Source organism: Duodenibacillus massiliensis (assembly GCF_928721995.1).
In the GTDB taxonomy this organism is placed as follows: Bacteria; Pseudomonadota; Gammaproteobacteria; order Burkholderiales; family Burkholderiaceae_F; genus Duodenibacillus; species Duodenibacillus massiliensis.
Window position 1 is genome coordinate 402,327 of sequence record NZ_OV788642.1, and the last position, 16,218, is coordinate 418,544.

At 57.5% G+C, this 16,218-nt stretch carries 10 protein-coding genes; 1 reads left to right on the forward strand and 9 read right to left on the reverse strand.

The annotated features are described in order from the left end of the window. Positions 1–4 precede the first annotated feature (4 nt). The 8 genes from NXF97_RS01795 to iscB all read right to left on the reverse strand — a co-directional run bounded on the left by NXF97_RS01795 (position 5) and on the right by iscB (position 14,060). On the reverse strand, positions 5–823 hold the full coding sequence (locus NXF97_RS01795; protein ID WP_274956243.1) for an ABC transporter permease: 819 nt from the start codon (positions 821–823) through the stop codon (positions 5–7). After that, positions 813–1,670: an ABC transporter permease gene (locus NXF97_RS01800; RefSeq protein ID WP_022373659.1), complete on the reverse strand. Its 858-nt coding sequence runs from the start codon at positions 1,668–1,670 to the stop codon at positions 813–815. The genes NXF97_RS01795 and NXF97_RS01800 overlap by 11 nt, the downstream gene beginning before the upstream one ends. A 54-nt stretch (positions 1,671–1,724) precedes the next feature. Beyond that, complete coding sequence (locus NXF97_RS01805) at positions 1,725–2,576, reverse strand: alkaline phosphatase family protein (protein WP_274956244.1); 852 nt, start codon at positions 2,574–2,576, stop codon at positions 1,725–1,727. Positions 2,577–2,581: 5 nt separating this feature from the next. Continuing rightward, positions 2,582–3,646 carry an ABC transporter substrate-binding protein gene (locus tag NXF97_RS01810; protein ID WP_235836748.1) on the reverse strand — a complete coding sequence of 355 codons (1,065 nt, stop codon included), beginning with the start codon at positions 3,644–3,646 and terminating at the stop codon, positions 2,582–2,584. Between the two features lie 184 nt (positions 3,647–3,830). Further along, entirely contained in the window at positions 3,831–5,699 is a 1,869-nt protein-coding gene (recD, locus tag NXF97_RS01815) for an exodeoxyribonuclease V subunit alpha (RefSeq protein WP_274956245.1), read from the reverse strand. Next, positions 5,696–9,103, reverse strand: coding sequence for a UvrD-helicase domain-containing protein (locus tag NXF97_RS01820; RefSeq protein WP_274956246.1), 3,408 nt, complete (start codon positions 9,101–9,103; stop codon positions 5,696–5,698). Before NXF97_RS01820 ends, recD begins: the two co-directional genes overlap by 4 nt. Then, entirely contained in the window at positions 9,093–12,614 is a 3,522-nt protein-coding gene (locus NXF97_RS01825; RefSeq protein ID WP_274956247.1) for an exodeoxyribonuclease V subunit gamma, read from the reverse strand. Before NXF97_RS01825 ends, NXF97_RS01820 begins: the two co-directional genes overlap by 11 nt. A 123-nt stretch (positions 12,615–12,737) precedes the next feature. After that, positions 12,738–14,060, reverse strand: a complete 1,323-nt coding sequence (iscB, locus tag NXF97_RS01830) for an RNA-guided endonuclease IscB (RefSeq protein ID WP_274956248.1) — start codon at positions 14,058–14,060, stop codon at positions 12,738–12,740. Positions 14,061–14,452: 392 nt separating this feature from the next. On the opposite strand from iscB, the gene NXF97_RS01835 reads away from it, so the two are divergent. Next, positions 14,453–15,535 carry a hypothetical protein gene (locus NXF97_RS01835; RefSeq protein WP_274956249.1) on the forward strand — a complete coding sequence of 361 codons (1,083 nt, stop codon included), beginning with the start codon at positions 14,453–14,455 and terminating at the stop codon, positions 15,533–15,535. Here NXF97_RS01835 and NXF97_RS01840 read toward each other — a convergent pair. Further along, entirely contained in the window at positions 15,532–16,218 is a 687-nt protein-coding gene (locus tag NXF97_RS01840) for a LexA family protein (protein ID WP_022373672.1), read from the reverse strand. The two genes, NXF97_RS01835 and NXF97_RS01840, sit on opposite strands and share 4 nt — an antisense overlap.

Genomic DNA, 16,218 nt, shown 5'->3' on the forward strand with positions numbered 1-16,218 from the left:
TTTCCTATTCTTCTTCGGCCACGGCTTCTTCACGGCGGCTTCTGGAAAAGCGCATCGCAGCCCATGTCATGATGAGCGTCAGGAAGAAGTACGTGCTCACAATCGCGGCATTCAAGTGCCCGCTTGTCATGCGTTTGGTGTAAAGGTAAACCTGCAGCGTTTCGTAGCGCGTTCCGACGAGCATGTTGGCAAAAACGAATTCGCCCATCAGAAATGAAAAGCTGATGAAAAGCGACGCCAACAGCGCGCGGTTCAGGTTCGGCAGAATAATGCGCATAAACGCGGAAAATGTTCCCACGCCCAAAAGGTGCGCGGCATCGATCAAGTCCCTCAGGTTGATGCCCGCAAGGCCGTTTGCAAGCGCCCGGTACATAAAGGGCACCGTAATCGTGAAGTACGTCCCGATCAGAATCCAGGGCGTACCCACGATCGGAAGGGGGTCACCGGCAAACATCTGAAGAAGCCCGACGCTCGAGACCACCGAGGGCACGGCAAACGGAAGGATGATGAGCACTTCCATGATGCCCTTAAGTTTCGGGAAGTAATAAAAGACCGCAAAGATCATCGGCAGCACGAGTAACGTCGAGACGATGAGCGTTGCAAAGCAAATGAGAAGGCTTCTTCCCAACGCTGCAAGAAACCGGGGGTCGGTCAGAAGTTGCGCAAACCACCTGAAGGTCAGGCCGTCCGGGAGAATCGTTGCGCCCCAGGACGAGGAAAAGGCATATAAAACGGTCGCCGCAATCGGAAGCGCCAAAACAAAGGCCACAACCCCGATCACCGCCTTATGGTAGGTCATCAGCCCCGCAGCGTTACGCGACATGGTAAGACCTCCTCAAAAGCCACCGGTAGACGGCAACGACAAACGCAAGAATCACAATGAGAAGCACGGAAAGGGCTGCTGCAAGATTGGGCTGAAAGAAAATATCCCCCACCACCAGCTGCCCGATGCGGATCGTCACAAGGTTGTAGTTACCGACCGTGAGCGCATAGGCGCTTGCGTACGCACCCATGGCGTTGGCGTACTGAATCGTAAAGGTGCCGAGAAGTGCGGGCGCCAAAACCGGCACGGCCACACGCCGCCAGTAGTCAAAGCGCGAGGCGCCCATCGTGCGCGCGGCCTCTTCCCATTCGGGCTTAAGCGCTGTAAAGGCCGGAAAAAGAAGAAGGATCCCCAGGGGAATCTGAAAGTACGTGTAGATGAGAAAAAGGCCTTCGATGCCGTAGACATTAAATTTTTCAATGAGCCCGAGGTCCTTTAATAGCAGCGTAATCGCGCCGTTAAAGCCCAGGATGATGATGAAGGCAAACGCAAGCGGCACGCCCGAGAAGTTACTCGTCATGTTGGTGAAACTCACCATCCAGTCTCTGACGCGCCCGGGCACCTTATTGAGGCTTGCCGCGGCAAAGGATGCGATCACGAGGCCCACCAGAGAACTCCAGAACGACAGCCACAGGGAGTTCGAAAAGGACTGCATGAAGAAGGGATCAGCAAAAATCTCGAGGTAGTTGTCGAACCCCCAGACTTCCTCTTCCTCAACGTAAAGGGAATTGATGATGACCCAGATCATCGGAAGGATCTGGAACAATAAAAACACAACGGCAAAGGGCAGAACGAGCAGGCCGTGCCGTACAAGGCCGCCTTGGTTTTGTGCCTGCGTGGAATGCATTTACTTATCGGCTCCTTTGTCTGTCCGTTGTTTCTTGTGTCGGTTCACGGGATTTTACCCGTACACGGGCGCAAACTTAATGTGCTCTGCACCGTCGGCCATGGTCAACGCGGGCGTAAGCCCCAGGGTGCGCGCGAAAAAGGCCGCGAGGTACCGTTGCTTTACGGGTTCTTCGGTAACGGCAAGTCCTTTCATCCCCTCCCCGAAACAAAAACAGGGCACGCGCCGTTCAGCGGCGTCCGTTCCGCCGTGAGAGCGGTCTTCACCCATCCCATGATCCGCCGTCACGATGACGCGGTAACCGGCCGCAAGCCAAGCGGGGATCCTTTCCGCAAGAAGCCAGTCAACGTTGCGTGCGGCTCGGTCGTAGTCGGCGTCTGCCCCGCCCATGTCCGAAACGTGCCCTGCTTCGTCAACACCCATCGGATGAATCACGCAGAAGTCCGGACTGTAATTGGCAATCAACCAGTCTCCCTCGGCAAAAAGCTCGGTGTCGGGCAAATCGTCGCGCGTATAAAACCACCCGGCGTCCACCGCGGAACCGTTGCCGGGGGCAAGGTGCTTATGTTTGGCGGCACAGTAGGGAGTGTGAGCAAAAAGTTCACACATCCAGCCGTAACCGGCGAGCGCCGTGACGCCGCCCGCGGCCTTCACAAGATCGAAGACGGATGCGGCTCCGGCTTTTCTTTGGCTGCTGTTTGTGACAAAGCCGCCCGTGACCGGGACGCGCCCGGTGAAAAGCGCTTCATAGAGGGGCCTTGAGAGGCTCGGCAGTTCTGAGACGACGGAAAAGAGTGTTCCCCTCTTTTCTTCAACAAGCCCCATAAGAAATCCACAGCACTTGCGGGCTGTGGATTCCTTCAGGCCGTCGACCAAAACCACGATGAGTTTGGACGAAAAAGCCATGCGTCTTACTTCATGTAGATCGAGACTTTGCTCTGCCAGTGACGCGAAATGCGGCTGCTCGTCTTTGCCCAGGCGTCAAAGTCAGAGATCGGACGGGCCTTGGCGTACTGCGATTCCGGCAGCATCTTCGCGGCCGTTTCCGCAGGCATCTTCACGTAGGCCGCGCGGATCGGGCGGGCGTAGCCGTTGGCAAGATTAATCTGGCCCCGATCCGACAAAATGAACTCGCGGGCGTACTTAGCGGCATTGGGGTGCTTGGCCCACTTATTCAAAATCGTCGTGTAGCCGCTCGTGACCGACCCTTCGGCGGGGATCAACACCTCAAAGCGGTTGCGGTCGATCTGATCGCGGTAGTTCAGAGCATTAAAGTCCCAAAGCATACCGACTTCGACTTCACCCTTTTCGAGGTTGGCGACCACCGGGTCAACCATCGAGAGACGGCCTTGCTTGGCGATCTTCGCAAAGAACTCATAGGCAGGGTTCAGATTCTTTTCGTTGCCGCCCATGGCGATTGCTGCAGCGAGCACCGCGTAATTGGCCTGCGCAGCCGACCCCACGGCGCCCACGGACACACGGTAGGTGCCGGTCAGAAGATCATTCCAGCTCTTCGGGGGATTTTTGACGAGTTCCTTATTGATGATGAAGGCCACGGTACCGGTGTAGCCGAGACACCAGTGACCGTCCTTATCCTTGGCCCAGGCGGGAATCTGATCCCAGGTCGAGGGCTTGTAGGGCATCGTGATACCCTTTTTGCGGGAGAACTCACCGAATTCAAAACCGACGTCACCGATGTCCGCCGTGGCGTTTTCACCTTCGGCCATGATTTTGGAGATCTGCTCGGCCGAACTCATATCCGAGTCCTGGGTCTTGATGCCGAGTTTCTGCAGATCCTTCCAGGTACCGACCCAGTTGGCCCAGGTGTCGGGCATACCGACGGAATTTACCTGACCTTCTTTCTGCGCGGCCTTTAAAAGCGCATCAACATTGGCGTCAGCGGCCCAGACGGCGGCAGAAAGTCCCGTGGCGGCAACGGCACACGCGGCAACAGCGTACTTGGAAATCGTATTCAATTCGCAGCTCCTAGGTTGGTTGGGCCGGCTGTGAGCCGGCCTCGGCACCGCCCGGAAGTCTCCTTCCGGACGGCCGGATAAAACGCAGTTTATCGAAAATGCGCAAAAGTCTGTATTTCCGCGCACCGGCGCTCTCCTTAATTTCCGTGATTTTGCGCTGCGTCGATGACACACCGATGACAAATTACGGCAGCGTCGCCTCTTTAAGCCGCGCTCCCAGCCCGCTCATACGCCGCACGGGCGAAGCGACCGCTTTTTTGAGTACCTCAATATTGGCAAAGACCGCCGCCTTTTTCACGGCACGGGTAATCCCCGTGTAGACAAGCTCACGGGTGATGAGTTCAGAGTCCCCTGAAACCGGAAGCACCACCGCCACACACTCAAACTGCGAGCCCTGGGACTGATGGATTGTGAGCGCATAGGCTGTTTCGTGCCCCGGTAAAAGCGCCGCAGGCACGTACTTACCCTCACCGAAATACACCCAGAAGGTCCCGTCCGTACAGTCTTGCGGGTTCGGCACGACAATGCCGACGTCACCGTTGTAAAGCTCCGTCTGCTGATCGTTCACGCGCACGATGATGACGCGCCCGGGGTAAAAGACGGCGTCCGTTTCTGCCCCCGCCGTGTTTTTGACATGCTCCTCAACAAGGCGGTTTACGGCACTCACGCTGTCCGGGCCCCGGCGCTGGGCACACAAAACACGAAACGCGTTAAAGGCCGCAAGCATTTCATCATTGAGTTTGTCGGATTCTTCCCTCCCGGCAATTTTTTTCGTGCGTTTTTTAACGAGCTCCAAATAGGGCTTCATTTCAAGCCGTATCCACTGTCTCAAGTCCTCATTCACCCCGAACTTAAATCGCTTAGGCAACGAGAACGAAATTTCTTCGTTCTGATCGTCCGTGTAAGAAGCGTCAAACTTTTTATCGTGCGCAAGAAGCGTGCGTACGGTTGCTTCATCCCCGGTATTCACCGCCCGAGAAAGGTTTCCCACCGGAGAGTCCGCGCCAAAGCGGAAACTGTAGGTAAGTTCTGTCACGGCCTCAGAAAGCGCTCCACCCGAAGCCGTCATATCGGCAAAGACCGAGCCCGGACCAACGGCTGCCAACTGGTATTTGTCGCCTAAGAAAATCAGCCGCGTCTTTGCAGGATCCACGGACCGCATGAGTTTTAAGGCAAGCGATACATCAATCATGGAGGCTTCGTCAGCAATGAGGACATCGGCTTCCACGGGGGCCTGAGGGCCGGGCCGCACGCCCGAGGTGTTGGGGGTGCTCAAGAGCCGGTGAATGGTCTGCGCCGTGATGCGCTTTTCCTTTACGCCCTTATCCACGAGGGCATAGAGCCCGGGCTCACGCAGGCATTCCTTCTGCAGCGACTCCTTAAGGCGCCCTGCGGCCTTACCCGTGGGTGCTACGAGCGCCACCGTAAGCGCTCCGTTTCGTGCCAGAAGCGCGGTTAAAAGACGCACCACCGTTGAGGTTTTCCCCGTGCCCGGTCCCCCGGTGATGACGGAAAGGCGCCGCTTCAAAGCATTTTCCACGGCCTCATACTGGTGTCCCGCGCCTTCGCGCCAAAGAGCCGTGCGCTCAGCCGTTGCGCAGGCGTTGTGTTTTTGCCAGAGCGTTGTGTCCGTTGCCTGAAACGCTGTTTTGAGTGCCGGCGCGAGCTTGGCTTCAGGCGTCACGTACTGCGCGGCCCGCGCGAGCAGCCGTCCGAGTTCGGCTTCTTCCTCAAAGCGCCTTAACTGATAAATAAAGCCCCCGCGCACGGTGTCCGCAACAAGCGGCGCGTCCGCAAGTTTCAGGGGATCCTCGGCGCCCGTGTAGGAAACGAGGAGCCCTGCGGCCTCCCAGGCGTCAAGCATCTCTGAAGTCACCGACGCAGGAAGCTCCGCGCAACTGCTTTTTTGCGCGTCCGCAGCCGCGAGCGCTTCAATCACAGCGGCAAATGCCGTGCTGTCCGTCTCTGCAAGCGTCCTTTTGGAGCGCTCCGCAACCGCCAGCAACCGTTCGCCGTAGGCCTTCCAGGCCGCTTCAATCGTCACGTCCGTCATTTGCGGGCCTCCTTCACGGGACGCTCACCCGTTTTAAAAAATGTATCGAGCGCGCGGATCAATTCCGCGGGCGGCCTGTCGCGGAAAATCCCCTGCGTGGGAGAGCCCTCGCCCGCGCCGCGCAAAAAGACGTAAAAAACGCCGCCGATCAGATCGCAGCCGTCGGCAACACCCGTTTTGACTTCCAGGAAGCGCTTCATGGCGGTGAGGTAAATCAGGTACTGCAGTCTGTAGTTATGCCGCCGCATTTCGTCGTGAACGGCTTTTTCCGTGTAGTCCGCGGGCGTGCCCGACCCGATGAAATTACTCTTCCAGTCAACGAGCCAGTATTTGCCCTGCGCCTTAAAAACGAGGTCGGCGGTACCGGTGAGGTAACCGGTGAGCGCCGTATCGTCGAGCTCATCAATCGCGTACTCGGGTCCGAACGCTTTTAAAAGCGCCGCAAGAGTCTTTGCCCTCGGAGCCTTCTTTCCCCCGGCGCCCCGGGCAACGCTCATCGTGAAGGGCCACTCGGAGTAACGGGCCGCAAAAGGCACATCAGAAAGCTTTAAAGGCGCATCACCATCCGTCAGATGCGCTGAGAGCACCGCTTTCATCATCCTTTCAATGTAGGCCGCCCACTGCGTCTGGGCTTCTTCGCGGTTTTCTTCCGGGAAAAGATAGGCGTACTTGCGGATCATCGCGTCAATCAGACGCGGGCGGCCCGTGTCGTCCGTGAAGTCCGCGCGCTGCATGATTTCGTGCAGAAACGTGCCGACATCGGGTCCCCTCATCGTGCAGGCGTTAAATAAGGCAAGACCCGCCTGGGGCGCTTCTTGCGTGTCGGCATCAAAGTCTATCACGTCGTCAGCGGCATCAAAAACCGGGGTTTCTTCGCAGGCCAATACGGGCATGCGTGCGGGCGTGAGGCTTCTTCTTACGATGGAAGTAAAACTTGAAACCCGACTTGTGAGAGGATAGGCAGCTGACTTATCCGCCGTCATCACGCCGGCCGCTTCTTTTGTGATTTCTGCCGGCAGGGTCAGGTTTTCCGCTTCGCCCTTCGTTTTGGTGACGACCCGGCACAAGGGCCCGGCTTCGTCTTCAAAACGATGCTCAAGTTCTGCAAGCAGATCGCAGGCCTTTTCATTAAAGGCACCCTTCGTGGCCTCTTCAGGACAACGCGTAAGACCTGCCAGAGCCCGCAAATAGAGGTTGTTGGTACGGTAATGGTTAATTTTTCCCTTGCTTTGGCAGTAAATTTGCGGCAGTACCACGCGGCTTGAAGCGCGGGTCAAAGCCACATAAGCCTTTCTGACGCCTTCCTCCTGCTCATCAGCAAAGCACTCTTTCACAGTGGAGCGGCTTACGCGGCAGGGCGAAAAAAGCCGCACGCTCCCTGAAGAGCCTCTTACGCGGAAAACGGCATAGCCGTCGGTGTTGCCGCTCGACGAGATCTGCATCTTCGCCGCGCCGGGGAGATAAACAACAGGATACTCAAGCCCTTTACTCGAGTGAATCGTCTGCACGATGACGAGATCCTCGTCGCTCTCAACACGGCACTTACGGTCCGTATTGTCTTCGCTCATCGTGCGGCTTTTGAGCGTTTCAAAGCGCCTTACGAGCCCCGAGAGCGTTCGGTAGCGGCGGGATTCTTTGTGAAGCAGCTCCACCACCTGTCGGGCGTCCGAGAGATAACGTTCACCCCCCGCCTGCGGCAGGAGGCGGTTTTCAACATTTCGCTCAGTAAAAAGGTGCGCAAAGGCCGCGGCAAGCGCCCCCTTCTCCCAGCGCTCCGTCATGGTTTTCATTAAAAGCGTGTCGGCGATGCGCTCGTCAAACCCCTCCCGGATCACCTTGAGCGTGCGTCCGAAAAGTTTCGTTGCCTGAGCCGCCGCAAAAAGCGCACGGTTCTGCGGCATTTCAAGGGCCTTTAACACCGAGAGAACTTCGCTTGCGGCTTCGGTCTGAAAGACGTCCGTGTCCTCGCCTGTTTTAAGCACGCGGATGCCGCGCGCCGCAAGCGCTGCCACCGTTGCGTCGGCGTCCGTCTTTTTTGACACCAAAAGCGCGATATCGCGGGGCTTTAAGGATTTACCCTTGAGTGTCGTTTTGCCGTCCAGAAGCCGTGCAATATCTTCGGCGATAAAGGCGGCTTCCGCACCGTCAGCCGACCCCGTATCCGGGTACACATTGTCTTTAGCCATCGTCCAGACTTCAAACACGGGCACTTCTTTTCCGTCACGCATAAGGGGCTCGGCGCGCCCTGCGGCTCCCACGCGGCTGTAGGCGATTGTGTCGGTGAGAAACGTCCGGCGGCGGTCGTCCTCACCGTCAGACTGATTGCCCGAGAAAAAGGCGTTGACGCCTGCGACAAGCGCCTGAGAGGAACGAAAGTTGGTGGCAAGCCTCAGCGTCCGTCCGATATCCTTTACCGCCTGCTGGTAAGTCTGCAGATCAGCGTTTCGGAAGGCATAAATACTCTGCTTGGGGTCTCCCACAAAAACGAGTGATGCGGGGTCGCCCGTTCCACTCATAAAAAGTGTTTTAAAGACCGCGTACTGCAGGGGGTCGGTGTCCTGAAACTCGTCAATTAAAACGGCGTTAAAGCGGCTTCGTACAGCCCGGGCAAAATCAGGATCCGTGAGCGCTGAATCCATATCAACCAAGAGGTCGTCAAACGTACGGATACCGGCGCGGTGCTTGAGTTCGGCCAGGCGCGCAGGCGCCCAGTCGATAAAGCGCCGCAAAAGGGCCTCCTCTTCGGGCGAACATTGTGAGCGTTCTGCATCCAGAAGCTCCCACTGCGTCCGCTTGCTCCGGCGCGAGAGCGTGACGACGGTCTTTAAAACCGCGTCAAAGTCCGACTTTTCAAGGATGCGTGTTTTAAACGCCGGATCAAAATCCGGGTTTAAGAGTTCCCGGCGCATGAATTCATCGACGACCTGTGCGCGTAGTTCATCATCCGCCCCAAACTCACAGTCAAACTGACCGCCCTGCGAGAAAAGGCATTTATCGAGCATCTCACGGCAGAAACCGTGAATGGTGTAAACCGATGCATCATCAAAATTGTCCACTGCGGCCGTGAGGCGCTTGGCACAGTCACTTACCGTGAGGCCCGCGGCTTTCCAGCGTTTCATAAAGGGCGCAAGATCCGAAGCGTCATTATCGGGCCAGTCGTCAAGCCCCGCCAACGCGTCGGAGGCTTCGGCAAGCAGTTCCTTCACGCGGCTTTTCAGTTCCTCGGTGGCAGCCTTGGTGAAGGTCACCAAAAGGATGCTCCCGATCGGGAAACCTTCTTCTGCGACGAGCCGCATCACGATGCGCGAAAGCGACCAGGTTTTGCCGGTACCGGCACTCGCCTCAATCACAAGGCGCCCTCTGAGGTCGGTGGACGCAGCGTCAAAAATCGTTTCAGTTGCCATGGCTTTCTCCGCTTACGTCACCAGCCTCATTTTTAACCGCTGCAACGAGCGCGTCAGCGTAGGTTTTCAATGCTGTTACGAGAATAGGAATGTCCCCCTTCCTCTTTTTCTTGTCTTTTTTACCAACGTACGGATCCGGGGCAAACAGATAATCCAAGGGCTTACTGAAGCGCTCGGCGGCAGCAAGCCTCTCACTGCCTTCATACCCCCGCCACAAAATGGCATCGCCTCCGGAAAAACCGTTTTCATTGTTGTCGGCAACGACTGTCACCGACGTAAAGAGGCACTCGTAAAGGGATAAAAGACTTCTCGCAATCGTGTCGCAAACCGGTGTCTCCATCCCCGGAATCGTCCCGAAGTAACCCGGCGCTATCGCGTCATGCGGGGCATTACCCTTCATCACGTACATCACCCGAAGCGAAAAAGTCCGCCCGAACGCATTCATCATCGCCGACTCAATAAGCTTACGACGGACTTCAGAGCCGCTCACAGCAACAAGGACCGCCAAGGGTTCCCCTCCGTCCGGGTTTTCGTACAGCGTGAGAGCCGGCAACACCAGTTTTTTAAGATACGTCAGCCCCCAGTCCGCCGGAATCTCCACGGTTTCTTCCGGGAATTCCTGCACGATCCTCATATCCCGGATCTGTGCGTAAAAAGCGGCCGTCTGCTCAATCATCCCGCGCCGGATCCACTCCCGCACGCCCGGCGCCCCGTTTAAGGGATCAAGGGCCTCGGCTGCGGCGAGCCTCACGGGCGAGACGCCTTGAGCAATGGGCCCGCGCACGGCGTTTAACGCCTGATAGCGCCCCAGCCCGTCGTCAGAAGGACTTAAGGGCACGGTTTCGGCTTCACCGGCATCAGGCAGCACCACCCCGAACTTTCTTAAAACAAAATCTGAGGGCTTGGTGAAGTACTGCGCAATATCGTTGACGGTCACCGTGTTCTGCTCAGGAGTAAGCACCGACCGGGCATCGGCAAAACGGGGGATCTCCCCCCGGAAATTCACGGCGCAGGCAGCGTTTAAGGCGTCACCCGCTGCCGTATTCACGGTCTTCCAGCGTTTAAGTTTGCCCGTTACAAAGTTCGCGCGCCCCGTGGGCGTTAAAGCCGCAGGCACCGTCACCTGCCCGGCCACATCCCTGATCCCGCTTGCGGCCGCCGCAAACCTGAGGAAATCCTCCAGCACCACGGAGGGCGGCTTTAACTGCGTACGTTCAAACCCCTCGGCATAGGAGACGTAAAAGAAGCGCCGTGCCGCAAGAAAGAGGTCGAGGAAAATATTGCGGTTGTCGCTGCGGCTGTCGCGGTCACCGCGCCGCGCGCGCATACCCGCGCTCGTACCGGGCGCCATGAGGTCAAACTCTTCAGCGGTATTGGTACCCGGAAAAGCGCTGTCACGGTTAAGCCCCACGACCGCAATGACTTTATAAGGCAGCCCCCGGAATTCCTTCATGCCGGCAAAGGTAAGGCCGTTACCGGTTCTGTGAAAAAGCGCGTCCGCCACGTGCGTTGTTGCGGCCTTGGCAAACACGCGGGGGTTCACCGGCCGCCCCTTCATGGTTGCCTCAAGCGCCCTCGCGGCCGTTTCAAGGCTTCCCCGGATCGCCTGGGCGGCTTCTTCGTCTTCCGTAAAGTCCGTGAGTTCCGTTGTAAGCGACACAAAGAAATTCTTAAGTACCTCCGGGTCGGCTGCCTCACCCATTGCCGCGAGTTCCGCGCGTTTGGTTTCAAGCAGTGCAGCAACTTCGGTGAGCCGCGCAAAGAGTTCTTCGTTCTCGAGCACCGACTCCCAGCGGCGCTCCGCGCCCGGCGCGGGCCGCACGTCTCCGAAGACGCGCTCCCGGCTTTCGCCGAAAAAAAGCCCCGCGGTGAGGCGCTCCAGAGCCCGCGTGAGCGACCCGTCTGTGTCCGCCGCATCGGCTTCACCCTCAGACACCAACCGCTCAATATGTGCTTCAGAGAATCCAAAGCGGTAGCCCCCGGCAACAAGCCACGCGTGAATGAGCGCGAGGTCGTCTGCGGTCATCTGCCAGCGCTTCTGCGCCTGCGGCATCTCAAGCCACGCTTCCAGGTCTGAGGCATCCGCTCTGGAAAAGAGAAGTTCGACCAAGGCCTTCCACGTCTCAAGCGCCATCGCGCGGTCGCTCACCCGGTCGTCGGCTATCGTCCAGGCAATTTTCCGGCTCTCGGGCTGCGCATTCATCACGGCTTCAATCACGCCTGCCGCCCCTTCAATGTCCGGGGTGACGACAAGAACGTCTGCGGGTGTTACGTCCTTTTGCGTGCGGAAAATGTACTGCAGCCAGTCAACGAGAGTCTCAACCTCACGAATGAGCGACGGCGCCCGCCCCACGATCACCGAGCCGTCCGCGGGATCGGGCATCTCCCCTTGCGCGGTCTTAAGCGTCAAGACCGAGCGCTGCAGTGCCTTTAAAAAAGTGTCTTTTCCGGGATCCACAAAGTAAGCGTCCGCGTCCTGGGGGCTCTCAAGCTTTAAGTCCTGCAGGCGCTCCGTGACCGGATCAAAAAAGTGTCTGGTGTGGGTTACCGCGACCGGATCGTCCGGTTTGGTTTCCGGTTCCATCCCCACAAAGTCCGCTCCCCCTTCCAGATTTAAAAAGGTCCAGACACGCTCAATCATCGCGCGGCTTGAGGTGGCGTTGCGCCTTAAGTACTGATACACCGCGTTGTCTTCTGAGCCGTAATCCCAGTCAAAGGCCGCCTGCGGCAGTGCCTCATACCAGTATTCCGACGACGGATTTAAGACGTAGAGATAAATGTCGCTTTCGGCGTCTTCTGCCATCTGCTTAATAAGGGGCAGCACGAGGGGCGGCACCGTAAAGGGCATGAAGATATGCACGCTCTCCTCACGCTTTTCGTGCCACGCGCGCACCATGCGGTCTTCTATCTCAAAAAGGTCATTTAACTCACGGGCCTCGGGCATGTCGGTGACGCGCCGCGCAAGCTCCCGCCACATATCCTTCTGCCAGGCATAGTCGGGATGCCGGTTTAAAGCCGCTTCCTCCGCGGCATAGCGGGGATCATTTTCAGCATGCGCCCGGGGTGGTTTCCCCATCCAGCGCAATACCCAGTCAAGGCGGTATGTTGCATAGCGCGAAAACACGGCCGCGCAGTGCATCGCAAACTCAAAGCGCTCCGCCGGGGTTTTGCCGTCCAGAAATTTTTTAAGCCGCGGATGCCTTTCGGGGAGATCCGAATGACAGATATCCCAGATCAGAAACTCAAGTTCCGTTCCCGCTTCCCCGAGGCCGATCAAGGGTCTGCCGAACTTAATAAACCACTGGCCGAGCGTTTTAAAGGAAAGCCCCGCGCACACGCCCGTGCGGTCGGCGAAAAACCGCCGCAGCATGTCGCCCGCGGCCTGCGAGGGGACCACGACCGTTGTGTCCTTAAAGACAAATCCGGTGTCTTTTTTATTGTCTGCCGCGAAGTTCACGGCCAGGCTTTCCCTGAGGACCTCAAAAGAATTACTGAAAACGGTATAAAGCATGTCGGCGGCCAGAAGCAAAAACAAAAGCGGGAAACATCCGATTCTACGAAGGTTTCCCGCGCTTTGAATGGTTTAAGGTTGCTGTTCACGGATCATAATGATTCGGCGCGGAAACCTCTTCCTTTAGGAAGGGGAGGAAGCGCCGACCTCCTTTCTAAGTTGAGTTAAAAAAGTGGTTTGCTTTTCGAGAAGCATCAGTTTTTTGGAGCTGATGCCGGCGGAAAGCCGGACTCCGTCCAGAGTTCTGACGTCGAAGTACCCGGAAGAACGCCGACCGAAAATGATCCCGATTCGTCCCTTGCATTTAACCTTGTCGAAAAGGCGGAAGCCCTTGACAAGGAACGGCGCCTGGTGGAGTTTTCGCACTCCACCCTTGAGAATCGAACACTTGTGGATCTGACGGTTGTGCTTGCGCGTCTGCCGCTGGTAGAGGAATTCTCCTCGTCGCAGCGCACTCAGATTTCCCGCAATGCAGAAGGCGTCGGCGCAATGCGTCTTGGGCAAGCCAAGAACAATGTGCTTGTGCTTTGTCAGATACCCGTAAGTGTTCTCGACAGGCAGTTCGAGATGCGCCTTGCGGACGCGCTCAAGCAACGTCCAACGCATGATTCCCATGAAGGCTTCTGCTCTGAACGGCGTGCCGCGTCGTGCCTTCAACTTGATCTTTCCTGCGTGATATGCCTTGTGGCAGGTCTCGCAGAGCGTTATCAGGTTGTTGGGCGCGTCACCGCCCGTCTTGCGGCTCTCAAGATGATGCACATTGAGGAACGGATCCTTGGATCGACCTCGACAGTGCCGGCAGACATGACCGTCTCGGAAAAGAACGTACTCGCGCACGTTCCAGAATCCGAGCTGGTCGCCCTGCAGATAGTCCGTGCCTTCGACTTCGGGATTCTTGATCTTCTGAATGTCGAAGGATGCGGTTTCACTCACGATTTTGGTGATCGGAAGCACTCGGCAAATCGCTTCAATGCGCGATATGTGCGCCTGAATGCGGTTCTCCACGGACGGCGCAAGCCAGCCCTTGTGCTTGGATCGAACGCGGTTGTCGAAGCGTGGTGCGCGGTAGCGCGTCTTGCGATTGCGCCTTGCACGTCGGAATTCCAGACGATCAGCCAGAAGTCCCTTGATGTCCTGTCGAAGCTCGACTTCGGACGCGAAGACTTCCTCCTTTTCCGTCGTGGCGGAAATGCCAACGTGTTCGGCGCCTGCATCGACGCCAAGCGTCACTTCCTGCTTCGTCTCGCCCGTGGCGACGGTCAGACTGATCGTGAACGGCGTGCGTCGCAAGACGACGGCCTTGCCCGCTTTCAGCATGTGTCTCGCCTTTGCAGGCGAACACGGCATCAGCGGCTTGCCGCGCATGTTCAAAACAAATACTTTCAAAGTGTCTCCTTTGCGGATACCCGCAGGCTCCGCTTGCTCGGCCCGAAGGCCGGTTGACATCCTTCGTCAATGTTGGAAAGGGTTTCTTGCCAGCAGCACCGCTCCTACCTCTCAGAGCTTTTAACCACTGGCCGCAGAGCGTGGAGCTAGGATGAACATCCCACGGTGCCTGTACATTCCCAACCAACGTAGCTCCCCTCCCGGAGGAGGTTTGCTGAGACTAGTCAATAAAGGCTTTTTCAAGCCTCCGCCTTCAGGCGGGGGTTATTGACCCAATGTACCGCCGTCACTTTTTTCCTTTCTATGGACAATCATTATCTGAAGGACTGCGACACAAAATGTCGCGTGAAAACGCGGAAAATTTTGAAGCGGGCTCAAGGACTCTGTAACGCCTGCACCGGGCTTTGGCTACACTGCAGCCGTCCCGGTTTTTCCCGCACTAACAGCCCGTCATGCGCCTTCTGAAATTTCTTTTCATTGCTTCTCCGGCCGCAGCCCTCGCGGCCGTCGGCGCGCATTACGTGCTTTTTGACCGCTATGACTATTTGGCGGAGGCTGCCGTGCGTGATCCGGAAAACTACTGTCAGACTCTTTTTGCGGAAAAGAATTACAGGGATCTCGCTGACTACGTGGCGTTTTACGCCTCGGTGCCGGGCCTCACCCCGACACCCGCAATGGAAAAACTCGCGGAAGAAGCCCAAGCGATCCGCAGTGATCCGTCCTATATTGCCAAAGAAACAGCGGCCGGCTTTTTCCTGGGAGAAAGTCATGAGGACTACGGGAGAGCGGCTCAGGCCGCCGGCGAATTTTTCCTTGTGGGCGACATCCGCGACATTTACACGGCCGGTACTAAACTCGCCGGCAACCAAAGCCTTACGGAACCTGAGACCTTTACGGCCGCGCTTTCAGCAGTCAGCCTTGCCGTTGCCGCAGCCAGTATCGGCCCACAGGCAACTGCAGGAGCCGCCGCCAAAGGCGGGATTGCGGTTTTAAAGGTCGCCAACCGCGCCCGCAAACTCTCGGCGGGCTTTATCCGGGAGCTTTCCGCTGCCGCAGCCAAACCGGCTGTTCTCAAAACACTGGCAGGGCCTTTAGCGGAAATCGCGGACTTTGCCCGAAAGTACGGCATTGCGCCGGCACTGGAAGTTCTCGCCCGTACGCCGAGGCTTGAAGACGCGCCGCGCGCGATCCGCTCGGCGCTGAGCTTGGGCGAAGATATGCCGGGCCTTCTTAAATTCGGCGGTCCCGACGTTTTTGCGGCCGTCAACCGCTGCGGAAAGACGGCCGTCAAAGAGGCGGCGGTCTACGGCGACGGCGCCGTGAGGCTTCTTGACAAAGTGCCCGCCGCTCGGCTTATGAAAGACGCCGCGCACTACACGAAAATCACCACGAAGGCCGCCTGGAAAACGCTCGGACTCATTTTGTCCGTGGCCTCCTGGCTTTTCTCAGCGCTCACAGGGATTCTCTGGATAACAAAAGCCGCCTTCCGATTGATAAGAAGGCGGCCCGAAAAAGCAACCGAAAAAAGCAGTTAGCCGATCGACTTGATGACGTGCTTCACAACCCCGAAGCAGACCCATTCGTCACCGTCACCGGGGAAGATGTCGTCGTACAGACCGGAGCTGTTTTCCGGGTGCAGGTAAATCTTTCCTCTTTTCTTCATGAAGCGCTTCACGGTGAATTCGTTGTTGACCTGCATGATCACGATGTCACCGGGCTTTTCCGTGACGCTGCGGTCCACGACAAGCAGATCCCCTTCATCGATTCCCGCTTCAATCATCGATTCGCCCTTGGCCTTCAGTACAAAGGTCGAGGCGGCATTGGTGATCAGAAGATCGTTAAAGTCGATACTCTCGCCCTGATACTGTTCGGCCGGCGACGGGAAACCGGCCTGCACCGCGGAGTACCCCGAAGGCACCTTCACATGAGTCTTCACCTTCACCGGAATCAGACCGTCAGGCTTAGAGACGCCTGAGGCGAGCTTGGGATCAGCTGCCATTGCCTGATTAAGCACATCACGGAACCAGATGGCGCCGCCCAGTGCCCTGAAACTCGTAACCTGCTCAACACTTAAACGCACCGTCGCGGTTTCGGTCATGGCCTTGTCGCACATGGGCTTGCGGCCTGCGCCGGGACGGCGTCCGCCCCAGGTCCCCTTCACGCGTCCGGTTGTCTTGCTGATCGTTTTGGCCTGCGCCTTTGCGGTTGTCTGTTTCAT